Consider the following 19,785-nt stretch of genomic DNA (forward strand, 5'->3'; position numbering starts at 1 on the left):
CTTACACGATGTGCTGCCGTTCGCCAGTTCTTGCCGCAAGCTCGACTGCCGCGATCAAACGGCTATTATGGCGGGCATGGTCGAAACCGGGAGTGGTGTATGTACCGTTCGTCAGATCGCGCGCCAGGGACGCATAGACCTCCCCGACATTGATAGCGGCGCCTGACCAGAATTCGGCCGCGGTCGGACCGACACCGTTGGCGACCGCCCTATCGGGCGCAGCGAATTCCACGCTCGATGAAAGTAAAATGTCTCCGACTTGTACGCCTGCCAGATGATTGCCGGTCAGCTTCAGCCAGCCCTGCGAACCACGAATCTCGAATACAAAACTCGCCTCATCTGCAGGCACGCCCGCCAGAACCTGCACGGATACAGGCGCACCGCTTGCCGTCTTGGCGATTAGATCGAGATGATCCGGAATTTCTCGCTGTGAAGTCTCGCCTATATCGACGATCTCGATCTCCGGCCAGAGCAACTCCGTGCGCGCATCGACCTCCACAATGTTGCCGAGCACAGCCTCGATGACGTCCAGCACGTGGCCTGCCGTGATCGTCATGAAGCTGGCGCCAGAAGCGGCCTTGTTGAAATAGTCGTACATGCTCGGAGATTGCGGACCGTAGCCGAATGTGGTTGCGCCGACACGGGCGGACATCAGGCGACCGAGCTTTCCTGACGCGACCAGTTCCGCCGCACGTCGGACGGAAGGATTATGCCGGCCTTGCAGGCCGATCGCGGTATGCAAAGACCCGACTGCTGCGGCCATCTCGTTTGTTTCCGCCAGCGTTGCGCCCAGAGGCGCTTCGCAATAGACGGCTTTACCCGCCTGCAAGGCGGCCATCACAAGATTCTTGTGCGCCGGCACCTTCACGGCGACCGTGATGACGTCAATGGTTTCGTCGCTAATCATCGCGTAGGGATCGGCAAACCAGAGTTCTGCGCCGAATGCTTCGGCCGCCGCCTTGGCGCTTTCCTCGCGCCGGGTCGCGACTGCCGCCAGCGTCAGGTGAGCTTGTGACGCCAGAGCTGGCACATGCGATGCGCCTGCCCAACTTGCGTGAGTGTCTGCTCCAATAATACCCACACGAAATTTCTTATCCGACATCTGCAATGCTCCAAAATCACGTTACGGAACGCTACCTGCGTCCTGAGCAAGATCTAATCGAGACCGGCACTGCGACGAAATCGATAAGTGGTATGAGCGAACATCCACGCCATGGATATCGCCTAGCGCCCCTGCGGCGACACTGCGACCAAAAGAAGTATTGCCCCGGCTGTAGCTATAGCGCTCAAGACCACCCGTGCCTGAAACGAAAGGGTCGGCGGGTGCCACGGCATTCCTGACTGCGGCTTGGTCGGACCGACCGGATCGAAAGAGGCTGCACCGCTAGTGGACACCTGTTTCTCCCGGCGGATTTCTGCCAGCTTATGGCGGATACGAATTGCGAGGAGCACAGCCAGATAGGCCGCCGTTAAGAAAGCCAACACCGCTGCCAAGCGCAAGGCGTTCTGATGGGCAAGGACCCAATCTCGCGAAACAGTCGCGATGCCGTCGATATAGGATCCGAACAAAGCCTGGCCTGTAAGGGCGCCAATCGAATTGATCACCCCAAACAGGACGATAAAACTCAAGAGTTCTCGGCCACCTTTCTGCAGCGCGCTCGTGATGCCTAACACCAGTGCCGGCCCGAGAAAGGACATGGCCGCGAATGAGATCATCGCTTGGGACAAATAAAACCAAGGCAGATGCTCAAGACTCGTGGCGGAGCTGACGGCAAGTGTCGCGGCAGCTATTGCGGTGACCGCCAGCATCATGGGCATCACCAGTTTTTCGACATTCACCGTGATTGCGCTCACGATCACGCCGGCAACAGCGCTGACAAAGGTGACGATCGAAAGTGCTCCAAGGTGTTCGTCGCTGCCTCCTAGCGCCGTCAAGAACCTGGTTGCAACATTCTGTTCGGCAAGGACGATCCTGGCCATGAAAATTGCAAAAGCAAAGCGGACGATATTACCGCTCCCGAGCCAGCGCAGGTTGAGAAGAGGTGCGATCCGGCCGTTCTCGAGTATCAGCGCGGCGATGATCATCGGAAGCGCGAGCGACAGAAACCAAATGATCCAAGGCGCCTTGAACCATCCTTCCAGTCGTCCGAGCCCCAACACTGCTGCAATCAGGGCGAGGCTACCACCCAAAAGCAGAAAGGTGAGGAAATCCAAAGGTTCGAACACTCGCTCTCGCTCGGCGGGTGGCAGCCGGAACATCCCGACGGCGGCGAGAGAGAGAAATGCGAGACCGGCTTCGAGCAGAAATATCGACTGCCAATGCGAGCTGACAGACAGCCATGGCGAGATGACGCTTGCGAGCGGGTGCGCGCATTGCGAGATACCAAGGCCAAGTATCAGCCCCCTGACGCGCCAACGGCCCGGAAGGGCCTGCATCACGTAGAACAAGGACAACGGCGTTAACGCCGCCGCAACAAAGCCGCTTGCAGCCCTGATGGCGAGTGTGAGCCAGTGATCTGCTGTCAAGAGATAGGTGAGAGAGAGGAGAGCATACACGCTAAGGGCAACCTGCGTGAACACACGCAGACCATATTGCTGGCGGAACTTGATCAGCAGCAGATTGGCAGAAATATTGGTCATGGCGTATGCCGTCGGCAGCCAGGCCGCCTGAACGGAGCTCAACGCCAAGCCCGTTTGTAGCTCCGTAATGTTGACCATGAGCAGTGCGTTGCCCAGTCCGCCGGTCAGGCCGACCAGAATTGCGACGAGGGCGTAGGCGATCCGCAGCGTCAGGACATGCTCTGGTGTCGCCGGCGACCCCGGGACCACTGGTCTTTCATGCTCGGGAAAGTCCCATGCTTCCTCACGGAAAAAGCTGCGAACACGCTGCGTCAGTCTCATCATCGTGCTCTCGTTGCTGGTTAGTCGGCATCAATCCGCAGCAGCGTAGCGCAATTCCGGTGGCCTGAGGCGTTGCTGGTTTGGCAACATAGAGTTCGGGAGATCGTGACTTGTTGCGAGCGGTGCCTCGTTCAAAATCACTGCACATTCGTTGACAGAGCGGACAGGTTTCACCTCTCAACTTCACGAGGACAGCAAAGATGTTTCAAAGGTCCATCGACAGGATTACAACCACACCGCCTCTCGGCCCCGGCTTTGCGGGCGAGAGGCACAAAGCAGCCCTCGTCGTTGCACCGGGAAATTTTTCCGCGACCGACCCATTCTTCTTGATGGCGGACGATCACGTGACCGGCGAGGGGCAATTCGGCGAGGCCCACCCTCATGCCGGCCTGGAGACCGTCACGTTCATGCTTCGCGGCACCATGGAGGATGCCGGCGGACGCCTGGTCGAAGGAGACGTGGAGTGGATGACTGCCGGAAGCGGTATCGTGCATTCGGAAGATGCCCAAGTTTCGGCAGGGATGCGTCTGTTTCAGCTGTGGCTGGTTCTTCCCGAGCGGGAGCGCAACATGGCGCCGAGGGTGCAGATCCTGAGACGTGACGAAATGCCGGTACATCGCGGCAACGGCTTCGAAGCGACCGTTTACAGTGGTCGTTCGGCAGGGATCATCTCATCGACAAAGAATGCCGTGCCTGTAACCTTGGTCGAAATTCGGCTTGAGGCAGGCGCCGAGTTTGAGCAGGTTCTGCTGTCATCATATAATGGCTTCGTCGTGGTCATCGCGGGCGAAATCGAGGCAGGCACCGGAGCGACGGCTCTCACTACGGATAAGGTCGGTTGGACCAATCCGCTGGCAACTGACGGTGAAAGCGCCATGAGGCTGAAGGCGGGTGAGAATGGCGCGCGCGTGCTTTTGTATGCAGGCCAACCGCAAAACATCCATGTCGTGGCACAAGGCCCATTTATCGCAGGCTCTAAAGAGGAGCTTGCCGGCTACTATACCGCATACCGCCAAGGCAAATTCCCGAATGCCGGTACGATGCGACATGTCTGATCTGACTGTCCAGCTGCCATGAAACCATAGAGGGTTTCGTTATCAGCAACCCGACGTTCCGCCATTGCTGTCTTTAGCCGTTCGACAGCACGGATATGTTCGCGAACAGCAGGCCCGCAAACGGGCTGAGAAAACAAGCCGCTTCACCACCGCTCGTCCAAAACTCAAGCGGATCGGATCAAGCCTTCCGAACATGGACCGCCGCTGGTCCGTGAGCGGGATCACTCGTCCCAGTATCCGAAATCAGCCCATGGAGGAACAGATGACCCAATCAGCGACCGCAGCCGTACTGGAAGAAAAAAATGGGCCCTTCATTCTTCGTGAAGTGAAGCTTGAGGCACCGCGCCCCGACGAAGTGCTCATTCGCATGGTTGCTACGGGTATTTGCGCGACCGATGCGCATGTCAGGCAACAGCTCATGCCGACGCCGCTTCCCGCGATCTTGGGTCATGAGGGCGCCGGCATCGTTGAACGTGTCGGATCGACCGTATCGCATCTCAAGCCCGGCGATCATGTCGTTCTTTCCTATCACTCCTGCGGCCACTGCAAGCCATGCATGTCTTCCCATGCGGCCTACTGCGACCACGTCTGGGAAACGAATTTCGCCGGCGCCAGGCTCGATGGAACGATCGGCGTTGGAGCGCCTGATGGGAACAGGCTCCATGCGCACTTCTTTGGTCAGTCCTCATTCTCCACTTATGCGCTCGCTCATCAGCGCAACGCCGTCAAGGTACCGGACGATGTCCCGCTCGAACTGCTCGGGCCGCTCGGTTGCGGGTTCCAGACCGGAGCCGGCTCGGTCTTGAAAGCGCTGGAAGTGCCGGTCGGCGCTTCGATCGCGATCTTCGGAGTAGGGGCGGTGGGACTGGCTGCGATTATGGCTGCCAAGGTCGCCGATGCTGCAATCATCATCGCCATCGATGTCAATGCCGAACGGCTGAAGCTCGCTTACGAACTCGGCGCGACGCATTGCGTCAACCCGCGTAGGCAAACCGATGTAGCCGCGGCGATCAGGGATATCACCTCTCGTGGCGTCGAATACGTCCTCGACACGAGCGGCCGGAAGGAGAACCTCGACGCCGGCATAGGTGCCCTTGCTCCGATGGGGCAGTTCGGTTTCGTCGCCTTCAACGACCATTCGGGCGCGGTTGTCGACGCATCCCGGCTCACGTTAGGGCAAAGCCTCATCGGGATTATCCAGGGCGATGCCATTTCCGGCCTGATGATTCCGGAACTGGTCGGTCTCTATCGAAACGGTCGTTTCCCATTCGACAGGCTGCTCACCTTCTACGACTTCGCCGACATCAATGAGGCATTTGACGATGTCGCGGCAGGACGCGTGATCAAGGCCGTCCTGCGCTTTCCCCCGCAAGCCGCTTAACCACCCACCCACTTTTCTTTCGATATCGCAAACATCATGGAGAATTTATCACATGTGCGACCGACACCAGAAGCTGATCAGAGCGACCGACGAGCCTAACTTTTTCGGGATCGACCATTACGGCTTTCCGGAGGCCGGGGAACACCCCGCTGATCCGCAGGGATACTATCCTGAGTATTTCTCTTCCGAACGCTTCCAGCGGCTCGGCTACCATGTCGAGGAGCTTCGCGGCGGTTTCTACTGGGTCACCAGCGGCGGCTATGACGCGGCCTTCGTCGTGACCAGCGACGGTGTCGTCGCCATCGACGCACCGCCGACGATCGGTGAAAACATGCTGGCCGCGATCGAAGACGTCACGGACAAACCGGTAACGCATTTGATCTACAGCCACTGGCACACCGATCACATCGGCGCCGCCTCTGTTTTCGGACCGAATGTCGAGATCGTCGCACACGAAATCACCAGGGAACTGCTCGAGCGGTTTCCCGATCCGAACCGACCAGTGCCTACCGTGACATTCGATAAGGATCATCTGCTTGTCGTCGGCGGGGTGACGCTCGAACTGTCCTACAAAGGCGAGAACCACTGCCCCGGCAACATCTTTATCTATGCGCCAGCGCAAAAGGTACTGACCGTCATCGATATCGTCAGCCCCGGGAGCGCCACCTTCATGCATTGCGACGCATCGCAGAATATTACCGGCTGGTACGAAGCCCAGAAGCAACTGATAGAATATGACTTCGATTTCCTCGTCGCCGGCCATCACATGAAGTACGGGACGCCAGAAACGGTCGCGGCTTCGATCGAATATTTTCAGGACGTTCTCGACGGAGCACAGGCAGCCGTGGATCGCTTCAGTCGCTCGGATGCGCTCGTCAGCATCCTGGAGGGCGCCGGCTGGGACAACGTGTTTTCAGGCACCGAGAACTGGATCAATTCGATGGCCAATTTTGCCACGAAATACGTTCTGGAAAAGAAGAGCAGCAATGGCCAACTCTGGTCCGAGCGGCTCGCCGGCGTGACAACCCAGACGAAATACCACGCCTATACCGTGCTGGAGTCGATCCGTTTGGAAAGGCCTCGGCCGAACTACCGCCTGCGCGGCGAAAATCCGCCACCGTTCCTGACCTGAACCGGGATCGTCCTCCGGCACACCTCGAAATCGTGTGGGCATTACCCCGTTGTGTCCGGAGGCCACCGGTGAGCGCGGGCCGGATCTCGTGCGCCCTTGCAACATCAGAAAGGCAAGCCAATGACAACGTTCTCCGCAAGCAACTGGATCGACGGCACCTTTGTCTCGTCTTCCAAACGCGGTCGCTCCATCGATCCGGCGACATATGAGACGATCGGAGATTATCCGGACGATGGCGGAGCGGCCGCGCACTCTGCTATCGAAGCCGCAAAACGCGCATTCCGCGGAACCGCTTGGCGCGACGATGCTGAGCTTCGGGCAAGGGTGCTCGATCAGATGGCATCGGCAATCGAGCGAAATCGCGAACGCCTGATCGACATCCTTTCCCTTGAAAATGGCAAACTGCTCGGCGAGGCGGCGCTGGAGATCGACGGTAGTCCGAGCAAGCTTCGATACTGGGCTGCTATGGTGCGTACGGAGGCAGGGCGAGCGACATCGCCCAAGCCCGGCAGCCTCTCCGTGATTCTGCGCCAGCCGATGGGAGTGGCGGGGATCATCGTCCCTTGGAATTCTCCCGTCATATTGTCGGTTCGTTCATTCGCTCCAGCGCTCGCCGCCGGCTGCACGGTCGTCGTCAAGATGCCTGGTCAGACGGCGCAGATCGCCAGTGTTCTAACCGAGGTCCTCGCGGAAGCGACAGACCTGCCGGAAGGCGTCGTGAACATGTTCGTCGAAAGCGGTTCAGACGGCGCTGCGCTTCTGGTTGAAAGTCCCGACGTGCCGACGATCAGCTTCACTGGAAGCACACAGACCGGGCGAACCATCGGGGCTATCGGTGCGAAGAGAATGAAGCGGTTCGGGCTCGAACTCGGCGGCAAGACCCCAATGATCGTGTTTGACGATGCCGACATTGAAGCCATGCTGCCTGTTCTCGAAAAGGCTCTCACCATCTTTGCTGGTCAGTTCTGCATGACCGGCTCACGCCTACTGGTGCAGAGTTCAATCTATGAACTGGTGCGCGACCGCCTCGCCGAAAGGCTGCGTGCTGTCAAGGTCGGGCCGGCATCGGACCCGGCGAGCGATATGGGGCCACTCATTGACAAGGAGAACGTCGCCCGTGTCGACAACGTAGTGAAAGATGCGCTGTCGAAGGGTGCAACTGTGGTCGTTCGAGGCGGTCCCGTGCCAGAAGGCCCTTTGGCGAAAGGTGCTTTTTTCCGTCCTTCGATGCTTGAGGTATTCGACAACAGCCTTCTGATCGTGCAGCAGGAAACGTTCGGTCCCGTCATAACAATCCAGCGGTTCTCAGATGAGCGGGAAGCCGTCGTGCTAGCAAACGATAACGACTATGGCCTGTCCGCTTCGGTCTGGACGCGGGACCTGGATCGCTCGTTACGGGTCGCACAGGCGCTTGAAGCGGGAAGCGTATTCGTCAACGACTGGGCCAAGGTGTACGACGGGACCGAGGAGGGCGGCTTCAAGCAATCCGGTCTCGGGCGGCTGAACGGTGTTGCCGCCATCGAGGACTTTATCGAGTACAAGCACATCGCCCTCAAGCCGGGCTTGCTGCGATAAAAGGAGCCAGTTGGTCAGAAGGTGTGCTTCCTTTAAGCCAGCGCATCGATTGCTGGAGCTTCAATTGAAATTCGCATTCGGTCTTCCGGCGTAATCTCCACTTAATGTTACCAATCCAGTTTGGCTGACCGATGCAGACATCTGACAAAATTGGTCGGCATCTCCTCTGATTGAATACAGCAACTTCCGAGAGGATAATGATTTGCAAGACAAGGTCGACGCTTTGAAGCAGGCGGAAAGAACTATGATGGATGCGATACATGCAGCCATCATCCAGGCGGCAAAGGAATCGGAGGCTGCATTTCAGCCACTTGGACCACCAACCACCGCCCAAACTTACTTCGCGGATGCCGCCATGCGTCAGCTGTTTTTGCACCTTTGTGGTGCGAATGCGGACACGGCCAAGGGTGGTGATCCAGAGCACGCCTGGGAAATACTCTATTTGGGGCGCGGCACGGCCCGCTATTGGGAAAAAGAACACGGAATTCGGTCGAGGCGCCGAAAGGCAGAGAGCCATGCGGAGCTCGAAATAGAGAGACGCGAGAAATCTGCCCTTGCGCAAAGCGCTCAGAAGTTCGCAACCGACACTGTCATCCGCGCACTGGTCGAACATGCCAGCATTTCCGACCCCGATCTGCGCGATCGTATAGCGGCCTCCGTTGAGCCGCGTGTCAGCGTCACCGATCCACTTTCGCAAGTCGGGCAGGATTTCGGCGATTTGGCTAAAGTCTCGCTCGCCCGCCTTATCGGGAAAGCCACTTGAAAGCCATCGGCGACATTGGCGTAGGCCCGTTTCTCCGGTTGACATTTGGCGATGCGGTTCTGATTGGGCGCAGCCATAGCATCAGATCTCACGTTCGAATTTTTCATACAAAAAGTTCACCAGCGCGCGCACTCGAGCAATGCCCGCACGCGCTGGCGGCATCAATATGTGCAAATCTGCTCCGGCGTGACTATAGCCCGGACATACGACTTCGAGATCACCGTTAGCGAGCGCATCTTGAACCATGAAGATGGGCAGCACCACGATACCAAGCCCGGCGCGCGCAGCGGAAAGCATCATTTGGCCATTGTCTGAGCGGAATTGTGAATTCACGCGGACTTGTTCCCACCCATCCGGACCTTGAAAACGCCAGCCCAGCGTATCAAAGGAGTAGAGGATCGCGTTATGCGTCGCCAGTTCAGCAGGCTTTGAGGGGCGCCCTCTTGCTTCCAGATAGGAAGGACTGGCGACGACAGCCCAGCGGACCTTTGCAAGCTTCCGCGTAATTAGCACGGAATCAGGGATGCTTCCGATCCTTACCGCCAAGTCATACGCCTCGGCTACAAGATCCGGCTGACGATCTTCAAAGCGTACATCAAAGTGAATCCGCGGATGGAGCAGGGCGAACTCTGCCAGCAGTGGAGCGAGACAGAACTCCCCGAAAGCTACGGGAACGGAAACTCTGACCTGACCGGATGCTTCCGTCGTTGACCTCACAACCATTTCCTGCGCGGACTCTAACTCGGCCAGCCCAGAAGCTGCTCGCACATGATACTCGCGGCCAACATCTGTGAGAGCTGTTCCCTTTTGGGAACGTGTGAGGAGTGTTGCACCTAGAAAATTTTCTAGACGACTGATGCGGCGACTGACGATCGATTTGGCAATCCCCAAACGGCTGGCCGCACCCGCGATACTACCGGTTTCAACCACCCGAATGAAAGAGATTAGATCCAAGATCTCAACAGACTCGGGTTCCGCCATTAACAACACCCCCCTCCAGTAATTGCAGCTACTGCAACACTGGGCATGACATATTGTCAAGTTCCCAATTCGCTCTGCGGTCGCACTAATGAACTTCAGCAACATGAGAGGGCCGAGCTGAATTAACGGACCACGCAAGTTACAGTCCTGGTGAAGATCACCCTCAAGCGCCGCGATAGGAGACGAGGTTGATCCGGCATTATGGTCGACTTTGGGAAGGGAGGATGGCCCTCCGCCTCGGAACTCTGCCGCATTAGCCGCCCGAACTTTATTCACGCAGTAAGGGCGTGCCGACGTCGTTCGTAATTCCGCAACAACGGGTTTCACCTAGACGGGCTATTGCGTCGGCGATCCAGGCCTCATGCTTGTTTCGACAGAAAACTAGGAGATTAAATTGGAGCTGCCAAACGAAAAATCCGCTAGCAGCATTATGGTGGCGCAACTTCTTGCAAAACGTCGGACGCAGTATTCACTTGGCAAAAACATCGCGCTTCCCGACGAGGAGATCGATGCACTTATTCGCGAGGCGGTTCGCCTATCACCCTCGGCGTTTAATTCGCAGAGTTCGCGGGTTGTGATCTTGCATCGCGACGAAAATCAAAAACTCTGGGATATTGTGAAGTCGGAGTTAAGTCATATCGTCGAAGGAGAAGCTAAGAAGCACTCCTTTAGAAAGATCGACAGCTTCGCAGCTGGGGCAGGAGCTGTTCTTTTCTTCGAGGACCGGAATGTGATCAGGATCTTACAAGATCAGTGGCCCCTTTACGCTGATCACTTCCCAGATTGGTCAGAGCAAGCCTCTGGAATGGCTCAACTTTCGGTCTGGATCGCGCTCGCGGGCATCGGAATTGGAGCTAGTCTGCAGCATTATAACCCGCTGGTTGACGCAAAGATCAAAAGGCATTGGAACATACCTGAGACCTGGAGATTACGCGCGCAGATGCCGTTCGGCTCCAACGAGGCGCCTTTTCCCGCAAAGACAGTCATCTCCGATAATGACCGTTTTCGAAGCTTCTTTCGCTAGACCTGCGGAAGAAGGACGGATGCCTCTTAGTGTATTCATTAGGTTAGGTAAATTGAAGCGTAGATCCAAGGTTCAAATTCCCTCAAGAGCCAATAACTGTTCACTATGGCCAGCGCACCACCGTTCAACTTCATTCTTTGAGATGCATTAGCGCTACTTCGGCAGAATTGGTTCTTACTTTGGAGTTTTCGCGTTGCACAGCGAAGTTCCATAAAAAGGATTATGCAATCTCGGGTTGCACCTAAGATTAAATGCCCTTCAGTGAGTAGCCCCTCGTGACCTGTCCCACCTGACAATTACGGAGTAAAATATGCAACATTGGCTGGACAAGCTCATCGACCTCGCTGCGCTTCGGGGCGACGAGAATGTACTCAAGGATGCTCTTGCCCATCTCGCCCAACAAGCGGGATTTTCCGGCTACGCTTATCTGTACATCCGGCCAGGCCACACGATAGCCTCATCAAACTACCCCCCCGAATGGCGAGCGATATACTTCAAGCGAAAATTCGAAGCCATCGATCCGATCGTAAACCGAGCGAAGTCGCTGAAGCGGGTCTTTACGTGGAGTGGAGAGGATGAACGGCGGCGCCTAGCGAAGGAGGAGCAAGCGTTCTTCGATCAGGCAGCGGATTTCGGAATCCGCTCCGGCGTCACCGTCCCTATTCGAACGGCCAATGGATCGACTTCCATGTTCACGCTCGCTTCAGACAAATCTTCAATTGACCTCGAACGCGATATCGATCCTGTCGCGGCGGCGGCAGCTGTCGGGCAGCTCCACACCCGCATGTCGATGCTGCCCCTCACACCGGACGCACAGCATCCGGCCTGGCTCGACCCGAAAGAGGCCGCCTACCTCAACTGGATCTCGGTCGGCAAGACGATGGAAGAAGCTGCCGATCTCGAAGGCGTCAAATACAATTCGGTGAAAAGCAAACTTGAAGAGGCTAGGAAGCGCTTCCAGATCCATACGATGCCGCACCTGGTGGCGCTGGCCATCCGGGCTGGACTAATCTGACCGCGGACTTTAGTTGACCGAAACTTTTGGGATGAAACCCAGAAGTCCAACCAACGTGTTCACCGCGGTCATCTGCGCATGCATCTCGATCATCGCTTCGATATATTCGAGATGCTCCTCGCCTCCCGCAGCCGTTCCAATCTTAATGTCGTCTGGCAACACCTGGAACAGTTGATCCGCCTTCTCTAGAAGCTGCCTGTGCAGCCGGATAGCATTTGCCGTCAAAGTCTCGATATCTGCGCTTGAAAGTCCGCGCGTCAGCCCGATCACCGGGCGCAGTTCACATGTGTCCGACACTACTGAATCTTTCAAAACCATTGGTGATCCAACCCTAGGATATTGTCTGCGGTGCGCCCCCGCAAACGTTAATCTCTGATCCCAAGCCGGGGGTTGGAAACTGTACTCGGACAGTCCTGCGACCTTTAGCACCGGAGCACCTGGACATACGTCGCAGGCCCACCGGCCAATGGCCAGAGGATTCTGGTGTCGTATCGGCCGACACCAACCGCCGAGTAAGGGTTTCCACACCCCGGGCAGCGCGTACCGCCCTGCCCCGTCTTATAAAAGCTCCAGGCCGTTTCCGCTAGGGCAACGGATAACAATCGCTTTGCAGATCTGCAGACGGATAGGAGTCATGGCCTCGCGCCGACCCCTGAAAGGTCGATCCTGATGCCCGCCTTGTTCGGATCGGTAGGGCTTGCCTCGGTCGCATCGTCGTGGTTTTCCAACGCGTCGCTTCGGCCAGGCTTTACGCGATCGACCGTTTCAGGCATTTCCGCCTGCCCCGGATCCTCTGCACGGAACACTGCCACCCCTTCGAAATACCCGGTCTGCCAGGCAAGGACCGCATCATCCATAACCTGAGGCAGGACTTCTTTCGCCGTTGGATTACCATACCATTTCGAAACGATGCGAAAGACCTTGGCAAACAGCGTCGTCCCCATGTGGATATTCTCACAAGGCTCGACCATATCCGGCTTCAACTGACCAGCCTCGACGATGCCGAGGCCTGCCGGATACTGGGTGAGACCGACGCGAACGGTGTTGCGACCGAGATTGTCGCGGATCAGAGCCAATGCCTCTTCCGGCGTTGTCGGCTTCGGCACCAGCACCACCCGGTTGCCGGAACGCACGGTGACGGCCAGCGGGTCCTGCGATCCGGCCTTCGCGATGAACTGTTCAACGATCGCAGGCTTCAGGGACGGATCGGCGCATTGATGGATAAGAACGGCATCGAGCATTGTAGGGACCTCATGTGTTAAATGCCATAACGATGGGAAGGTCGAAGAGCCGAGCCCAAGCGATCGCGCTCGCTTTCTGAATGGCGACGATCGAAGTCTTTTCGGTCCACCAGCCATTGCCAACGGCAACGATCACCTCGGGCGAGTGCAGCATCGATTGCAGGACCGGCCAAAGAACGAGCTGCTCGTAGCAGATCAGCGGCGCGATCCTTATCCCGCCAACCTCGACCACCGGATTGCTGAAGAAGTCGGCCCGCGCGCCACCGCCCTGCCCGGTCCATCGCAACCATGGTTGCCACATCGAACCCGGCACCGGCATGCGCTCGCGATAACGGACCTTTGCTGCGTCGGCCGAAAGTGCCACCATGACATTGTCATAGCCGCGTGGGTCGATGACGGCGGCACCTGCGATGACGGTGAGGTTCGAGCCACGGAGACCCTCCTGCCAGACCCGCGCCACGGTCGGCGTCAAGAAGCCGAGTGCACTTTCAGGCAGCACCGCGACACGAACATCCTCGCCCGCCTCGCCCGCCTTGCGCACCGTGTCAATCAGATCACGTTGATAGGCCAGCGAGCCATCGCGCCCAAGCGTTCCACCTTGTTTCAGATCGACGGCCATCCAGCCGGGTGTTAGTTTCGGGGGCGTCCAGTTCGTGGCGGACCAGACGTGAAGTCCTCCGAGGACTGCGACCGCGATTTGCCATCTTCGACCGGTCATGAGGACCAACAGGATTGCGGTCGCGCCCACTCCCCGCCATCCCCAGCCGGGAAACAACACACCGGCAGCTGTCAGGGGATGCGCCCAACCAGTGATACCGAACGGCGGTAGCGCCATAAGCACTATTACAATGAGATAGCGTAGCGCCCTCGCCGCATCCGTTCCTTTTCTCCGGGATCCGTCTTCGCCACGATGTTTCGTCCAGAGCACTGCATGGACGATAACGAAGGAGGCGGAAGCCATCACCCAAAGCACTAGCCCGGGCCAAAGATCGGCGGCATAGAAGTTGGCCACGCCCTGCGGCAACCCGCGGGAGGCCGCCAGGAAATAGCCCGCCGCAACAAGTGCTGCGATCGAGCGTGACGACGCCATCGCCCAGAGCAAAGGAAAGAACATGGCGAGCGGAAGAAGAAGCACCTCGCCGTTCCAGCTGACCCACCCGCAGGCAATGGCCGCGATGATCAGCAGGATGGATTTCCAGCGATCGGTCAGATGATCGTCACTGCGATCACGGGTGGAAGGTGAAGACCGGCCGCGCCAGGCCGAGAAGACCGGAATCTGGAACCGGCCCAAAATATCTGCTGTCATAAGAACTCGCAAACGGTGAGTGAAGAAACAGATGGTGCGGCGGCACGACACCGCCGGGATCGGGGTTGATTGCCCTGCCCTCGCCGTCCGTGCGCCACACAGACGATGCGGGAACCAGGCGACCATCGATGAGCACGTGATCGGCGATGTCGACACGCTGTCCGGGAAGTGCGGCGACCGACTTTATCAGCGGCGCAAATCCGCTGGGACACAGCCCTCGGCGCAGGTATCCGCGCCGCCGCGCCTCTTCGAAAACGGCTGTCGAGGGCGGGCATAAAAACACCAGATCGCCGATAGAGACCGGACGCTGAAGCTTTTCGATGCGCCAGAGGCCAAGCGGTTCGCTTGGGGTCAGATTCAGCCGATAGCCACCCGTGAACGCAGCCGCCGCCAGTGTGGATATGATGACGGCGGAGCCGGTCAGAAGCAGGAGAACCTGTCTTTTCCTCATTGCTTCAGCACCGGCGTCTGGCGCTGGGTAAGACGTTGTTCCTCGGCCAGCTTTAGCGAGTGGACGGTACGCTCATGGGCGGCAAGCTGTTGCGCTGTTCGCATGACCGGCCAGGCTTGTTTTAGCTGCTCCTTCTGCTCCGGCTTCATACCCTCGGAAAGCTTTTCGTACAGCTTTCCGGAGGGCTCGCGCGCGGCGTTGCTCAGCAGCGTCCGCTCCCCGAACCGTTCGGTAACGGCTTTGTTGAAACCGTCGATTTCGAGCTTGGTTTCGCGATTGCTGAGCGCGTAAGCCATCGCGGCGGGCAGGTCGTTGCGGTCGATGGCGTCACGCACTCGCTCCAGCACGACGCGCGCTGCCGGCGACAGCGCCGGAATGTCGATCGAGACCCGCTGGCGCAGCGCCTGCTCGTCGGTTTGCAGCCTCGTTGCCGCGGTCTCGCGCATATGAAGGTATTGCTCAAGATCCCGCGTCAAGGCGGGAACATTGACCTCGGCGACGCGACGTGCTTCGCGCTCTGACTTGGCTGCGAGAATGCCGGTCTTGCCCTTCAATGGACCGATAGTTTCCGGCTCAGCCTCCAGCTTCTTCAAAATCTGCTTCGCCACCTCCTTGTCCGCCAGAACCGCATCGAAGTTCATCCCACGGAATGCGGTTTCCGGATCGGCGAAGACGTAAGCGAAACGCGCGGAAACTTCTTCCCATTGGCGTTTCAGCGCGGGATCGGTGCCAAGCTTGTCACCGACCGTATCGGCGACAGAGCCAGCGAATGTCCTGATGCCTGCGACCATGGGAGCGGCCTCCTTCATCGGTTGAATGTGTAGGGATTGAGTGACGCCGAGGCGGACGGCGAAGGCAGCAAGACGCTGGCCGAGATCGCCGAGCTTTGCCTTCTGGCGCAGCGACCAGTCGAGCCGGTCGCGGACCAGCGTGCGAGCGACCTGAACGATGTGAAGGCCGCGGGCCTCAGCGAAGCGCAGCGCCTCCCGATAGAACTGCCCGCGCTCGTAATCGAGCGTCGTCTCTTTCGCATTCTTTCGGGAGAGAACCTTGGCCAGGCCGCCATTGAAGGAGAAGGATCTCGTCCCGTAATAGAGTTGCAGGTCCTCACGATGGCGGGTCATCGCCACATAGGTCAGATGTCGATCCAGGGACAGGGAGGCGAGCACCTTGACCTTATCGACGGTGGCGCCCTGGCTCTTGTGAATCGTCGTGGCGTAGCCGTGATCGAGATTGTTGTAGAACCGCTGCTCGACGATCACCTGGCGGCGCTGATCGCCCTCGCCCACCGTTGCGACGATGCGATTTGCTGCGGCCTCCACGACATGACCGATCATGCCATTCTTGACGCCGAGCGATCCCTCGTTCTTCAGGAAGACAATCTGGTCGCCGGCGTCGAAACGGCGTCCGCCATCGGCGGTCCGGAACAGGTGACCTTCTCCGACAATGCCGCGTTCGACCAGCTTTTTGCGGGCCATGACATTAAGCATGCGAACATCACGGCGCAGATGGGCGAGGATCAGAGTCGTCTTCGTCTGATCGTAGTCGCGGTTCCAGTCGGCGATCAGACGCTCGACAGCTTCGGCCTTCAGGCGCTCACCCGTAATCCTGACGTTGGCACCATAGGCACTCAATGCGTTTTCGACATTGCCGCGCGCGAGATCGAGCGACGCCTTGCGCATCCATTCCTCGCGCTGGCGATAGATGGTTTCGAGTTCGGCGTAACCAATCCGATCGACAATGGCGCGGAAAGCAGCGCCCGCCTCGATCGGCTGAAGCTGTTCGGGATCGCCGACCAGCACGATCTTCGCACCCGCCCGAACCGCCGCATCGACGAAGCCCGCCATTTGTTTCGAGGCGACCATGCCAGCCTCGTCCATGATGAAGATCGTCTTGTCGTCCAGAACGTCACGACCACGGTTCCAGCGCAGCTCCCATGACGCAAGCGTCCGGCTCTCAATGCCGGCCTCCTTCTCCAGACCCTCGGCTGCCTTGCCTGCAAGCGCACCACCGACGACGCGATAACCGGCCAGCTCCCATGCCTCGCGCGCTGCCTTCATCATCGTGGTCTTGCCGGCGCCGGCGCGTCCGACGACGGCAGCGATACGGGCAGGTCCTGCAATGCGCTCGATCGCGGCTTTCTGCTCGTCGGAAAGCCGCTCATGCCGACGGAAGGTGGCGTCGAGAGCGGAGTGGGAAACGCCCCTTCCCTCCCGGTTCGACAGCCACATCGCCTGCCGCGCCATCGTCGCTTCCAGCCGGATCATCGCCCGCGTCGAATAGCGCGCCGGCAGCTTTTCGCCGGTGGCGAAATCGATCGTCTCGCGCTGCAGCCGCAATACGTCCGGGCTTAGGACGATTTTCAGCATCAATTGCTGGAAGAGCGCGGGATCGTCGATATAACGATGCAAGACCTTGGCCACGTCGCGCTCGTCGAAGACGCTCTTTTCCCGCGTGATCAGGTCGAGCACGATGGCGGGATTGCGTAGGATCCGGCGGGTGTTTTCCGAGCGTCGCTGCTCGTTCAGCTCGACCCGTTCCAGTTCCGGGCGAACACCCCTTTGCTCCGCCTTGCGCTCGATCGCCTTGGCCCCGACGCCAAGGTGGATGGTGGGCTCAAGATCGATACCCTGCTTCTCGTAGGAGCGGCCATCGATGCGCAAATCGACACCGCCAAGCGCCAGGTGATGGTTCAACCGCTCGAACCATCCGTCTCGCAACACATTGAAGTCATCGGTCGATCCGGCCCAGAGTTCGTAAAGGATCTTGCCGGATTTCGTTCGCACCGGCTGGCCGTCCTCTCCGATGACAGCGATTTTCTTCGACCCGAACCCGTCGTCGGAGAGCGGCCGCAATGTCGTCATGAGGTGGACGTGCGGATTGCCGGGATTGTCGTGGTAAACCCAGTCGGCGACCATGCCTTTCGCCAGGATGTGTTTCTCCACAAAATCCCGGACCAGGGCGATGTTCTGCTCGGCCGACAGTTCCAGCGGCAGTGCGATGGTGAGGTCGCGGGCAAGCTGCGCATCGGCACGCTTCTCGAAAGCTTCGACCCTGTTCCAGAAGGCCTCGACAGCGCCCGAAACAGAGCGATCGGCAATGAGGCTGCGCACCCATTCGGGTGCATCCGAGGGGATCACGAACTCTTCGTGCAGCAAGCCTTGTTTGCGCGTGTAGTCAATGGTGCGGGCCTCACGCTCGTATTCCATCTTCGCGCAGTGCCGGTAGGCCGCAGACAGCACCACGCTGCGGCCCGAGCCGCGGCTGACGATGCTGGCTGAGAAATGGGCAATTGCCACGGCGAAGAGCGCTCCCGGTTAGAACCAAGTTCGTCGGGAGTGGCGGTAAAGCCCGGTCTCACCGGGCGGAGAAGCAACGCGTCGCATCGCGACGTATAATTGCGCCCTTGGAGCCATTCCTTCGGAACGGCGGGATCATTCACAAAAGCATCGCCTTTGGCGATCTGCAGATCTGCAGATTTCAATTCAGGCACATCCGGAAGAATCTGGGCGTCGCAAGTGCAACGCCCAGACTTCAAAGGAGCAACCGGAATGAAGAAACCGTCGTCGAAGATCAGGGAAGAGATCGCAAGATTGCAGGATCAACTGAAGCAGGCCGAGACCCGTGAGGCCGAACGCATCGGACGTATCGCGCTGAAGGCAGGTCTCGGGGAAATCGAGATTGACGAGGCCGAGCTTCAGGCGGCCTTCGAGGACGTCGCCAAACGGTTTCGCGGAGGCAAAGGTATTGCGACCGGGAAGAAAGACGCTGGAGATGGCCGAACCGCCAGTGGGACGTCCGCGACGCAGTCGCCTGGCGCGGATGCGGGCGGGGCTGGTGAGGTTTGAGCGCATGGCTAAAGCGTTGACATCAGATGCGCGCAAGAAGGACACGAGGGAAAAAATCGAACTCGGCGGCCTGATCGTCAAGGCCGGGCTGCGCTACGAGAAGCGTGCTCTGCTCCTCGGCCTGCTGATCGATGCCGGCAGGCGGATTAAGGGCGACGAGATGGAGAAGGTTCGACTGGTGGCAATCGGCGCGGAGGCCTTCGGCAATGACGGCGAATAAGCTGCTTCTGACAATCCTGCCCGCGGCAATCATGGTCGCAGCCATGATCCTGACGCCAGGCATGGAACATCGGCTGGCGGCGCTCGGAACATCAGCGCCGGCGAAGCTGATGCTGGGCCGCGCAGGGCTCGCCCTGCCCTATATAGCCGCCGCCGCGATCGGCGTTGTTGCGTTGTTCGCAAGCAACGGTTCGATGAACATCAAGGCCGCCGGTCTGAGCGTGCTGGCTGGAAGTGCTGTAGTCATCATCATCGCTATGACACGCGAGGCCATTCGCTTGGCTGGTATTGCCGGCAATGTGCCAGCCGGACAATCGGTTCTCGCCTATGCCGATCCAGCAACGATGATTGGCGCCGGCATCGCGTTCATTGGAAGCGTCTTCGCCTTGCGGGTTGCGATCAAGGGGAATGCCGCCTTCGCAAGGGCAGCCCCGAAACGGATCGGTGGCAGGCGCGCTGTCCACGGCGAGGCCGACTGGATGAAGATGCAGCAGGCTGCAAAGCTGTTTCCCGAGCACGGTGGCATCGTCATCGGCGAGAGATACCGCGTCGATCGCGATAGTGTTGCCACCATGCAGTTTCGCGCTGATGAACCGCAAAGCTGGGGTGCCGGCGGCAAGTCACCGCTGCTCTGCTTTGATGGTTCCTTCGGATCGTCGCATGGCATCGTCTTTGCGGGGTCCGGTGGCTTCAAGACGACCTCGGTGACGATCCCGACCGCGCTCAAATGGGGCGGCGGCCTCGTCGTGCTGGATCCGTCGAGCGAGGTTGCGCCGATGGTCAGCGAGCACCGGCGTCAGGCCGGCCGCAAGGTGATCGTGCTCGATCCGACCGCGTCTGGTGTCGGCTTCAATGCGCTCGACTGGATCGGTCGTCATGGCAATACCAAGGAA

18 protein-coding genes are annotated in these 19,785 nt (G+C 58.8%); 10 read left to right on the forward strand and 8 right to left on the reverse strand.

The genetic code is table 11. The features are described 5' to 3' along the window. Window position 1: 1 nt before the first annotated feature. Together QE432_RS09870 and QE432_RS09875 are read right to left on the reverse strand one after the other, a co-directional pair. Complete coding sequence (locus QE432_RS09870) at window positions 2–1,102, reverse strand: Gfo/Idh/MocA family protein (protein WP_306624035.1); 1,101 nt, start codon at window positions 1,100–1,102, stop codon at window positions 2–4. A gap of 122 nt (window positions 1,103–1,224) precedes the next feature. Then, complete coding sequence (locus QE432_RS09875) at window positions 1,225–2,904, reverse strand: MFS transporter (protein WP_306624037.1); 1,680 nt, start codon at window positions 2,902–2,904, stop codon at window positions 1,225–1,227. Between the two features lie 197 nt (window positions 2,905–3,101). Between QE432_RS09875 and QE432_RS09880 the strand changes: the two genes are divergently transcribed. The 5 genes from QE432_RS09880 to QE432_RS09900 all read left to right on the forward strand — a co-directional run bounded on the left by QE432_RS09880 (window position 3,102) and on the right by QE432_RS09900 (window position 8,807). Next, a complete protein-coding gene (locus QE432_RS09880; RefSeq protein WP_306624039.1) occupies window positions 3,102–3,956 on the forward strand; it encodes a pirin family protein in 855 nt (284 codons plus the stop codon). A gap of 262 nt (window positions 3,957–4,218) precedes the next feature. Continuing rightward, window positions 4,219–5,337 (forward strand): NAD(P)-dependent alcohol dehydrogenase, encoded by a 1,119-nt coding sequence (locus QE432_RS09885; RefSeq protein WP_130692426.1) that lies wholly within the window; start codon window positions 4,219–4,221, stop codon window positions 5,335–5,337. A gap of 52 nt (window positions 5,338–5,389) precedes the next feature. Then, the gene (locus QE432_RS09890; protein WP_130738484.1) at window positions 5,390–6,469 is read left to right on the forward strand and encodes an MBL fold metallo-hydrolase; all 1,080 of its coding nucleotides are present in this window, start codon (window positions 5,390–5,392) and stop codon (window positions 6,467–6,469) included. A gap of 120 nt (window positions 6,470–6,589) precedes the next feature. Beyond that, entirely contained in the window at window positions 6,590–8,044 is a 1,455-nt protein-coding gene (locus QE432_RS09895; RefSeq protein WP_306624041.1) for an aldehyde dehydrogenase family protein, read from the forward strand. Window positions 8,045–8,267: 223 nt separating this feature from the next. Next, window positions 8,268–8,807 carry a hypothetical protein gene (locus QE432_RS09900; protein WP_306624043.1) on the forward strand — a complete coding sequence of 180 codons (540 nt, stop codon included), beginning with the start codon at window positions 8,268–8,270 and terminating at the stop codon, window positions 8,805–8,807. 81 nt (window positions 8,808–8,888) lie between these two features. On the opposite strand, the gene QE432_RS09905 is transcribed toward QE432_RS09900, so the two are convergent. Then, the gene (locus tag QE432_RS09905; RefSeq protein WP_112497094.1) at window positions 8,889–9,788 is read right to left on the reverse strand and encodes a LysR family transcriptional regulator; all 900 of its coding nucleotides are present in this window, start codon (window positions 9,786–9,788) and stop codon (window positions 8,889–8,891) included. A 430-nt stretch (window positions 9,789–10,218) separates the two neighbouring features. Between QE432_RS09905 and QE432_RS09910 the strand changes: the two genes are divergently transcribed. Then, the gene (locus tag QE432_RS09910; protein ID WP_107677965.1) at window positions 10,219–10,812 is read left to right on the forward strand and encodes a nitroreductase family protein; all 594 of its coding nucleotides are present in this window, start codon (window positions 10,219–10,221) and stop codon (window positions 10,810–10,812) included. 310 nt (window positions 10,813–11,122) lie between these two features. Beyond that, window positions 11,123–11,827, forward strand: coding sequence for an autoinducer-binding transcriptional regulator TraR (gene traR / locus QE432_RS09915; RefSeq protein WP_112497095.1), 705 nt, complete (start codon window positions 11,123–11,125; stop codon window positions 11,825–11,827). 9 nt (window positions 11,828–11,836) lie between these two features. Here traR and QE432_RS09920 read toward each other — a convergent pair whose 3' ends face one another. The 5 genes from QE432_RS09920 to traA form a co-directional block, all read right to left on the reverse strand. Then, entirely contained in the window at window positions 11,837–12,145 is a 309-nt protein-coding gene (locus QE432_RS09920; RefSeq protein ID WP_112497096.1) for a transcriptional repressor TraM, read from the reverse strand. A gap of 314 nt (window positions 12,146–12,459) precedes the next feature. Further along, window positions 12,460–13,068: a TraH family protein gene (locus tag QE432_RS09925; RefSeq protein ID WP_306624045.1), complete on the reverse strand. Its 609-nt coding sequence runs from the start codon at window positions 13,066–13,068 to the stop codon at window positions 12,460–12,462. Between the two features lie 10 nt (window positions 13,069–13,078). Continuing rightward, entirely contained in the window at window positions 13,079–14,374 is a 1,296-nt protein-coding gene (locus QE432_RS09930; RefSeq protein WP_112497098.1) for a conjugal transfer protein TraB, read from the reverse strand. Further along, window positions 14,295–14,825: a conjugative transfer signal peptidase TraF gene (traF, locus tag QE432_RS09935; RefSeq protein ID WP_112497099.1), complete on the reverse strand. Its 531-nt coding sequence runs from the start codon at window positions 14,823–14,825 to the stop codon at window positions 14,295–14,297. Before traF ends, QE432_RS09930 begins: the two co-directional genes overlap by 80 nt. Further along, window positions 14,822–18,124, reverse strand: coding sequence for a Ti-type conjugative transfer relaxase TraA (gene traA / locus QE432_RS09940; RefSeq protein ID WP_306624047.1), 3,303 nt, complete (start codon window positions 18,122–18,124; stop codon window positions 14,822–14,824). Before traA ends, traF begins: the two co-directional genes overlap by 4 nt. 252 nt (window positions 18,125–18,376) lie before the next feature. On the opposite strand from traA, the gene traC reads away from it, so the two are divergent. The 3 genes from traC to QE432_RS09955 form a co-directional block, all read left to right on the forward strand. Next, complete coding sequence (gene traC, locus QE432_RS09945; protein ID WP_130692436.1) at window positions 18,377–18,673, forward strand: conjugal transfer protein TraC; 297 nt, start codon at window positions 18,377–18,379, stop codon at window positions 18,671–18,673. A gap of 4 nt (window positions 18,674–18,677) precedes the next feature. Further along, window positions 18,678–18,893, forward strand: coding sequence for a type IV conjugative transfer system coupling protein TraD (traD, locus tag QE432_RS09950; protein ID WP_162705247.1), 216 nt, complete (start codon window positions 18,678–18,680; stop codon window positions 18,891–18,893). Continuing rightward, window positions 18,880–19,785 (forward strand): type IV secretory system conjugative DNA transfer family protein (locus QE432_RS09955; RefSeq protein ID WP_306624049.1); only part of this gene is annotated, 906 nt, incomplete at its 3' end. The genes traD and QE432_RS09955, both read left to right, overlap by 14 nt.

This window comes from Agrobacterium sp. SORGH_AS_0745 (assembly GCF_030818995.1).
Taxonomy (GTDB): domain Bacteria; phylum Pseudomonadota; class Alphaproteobacteria; order Rhizobiales; family Rhizobiaceae; genus Agrobacterium; species Agrobacterium tumefaciens.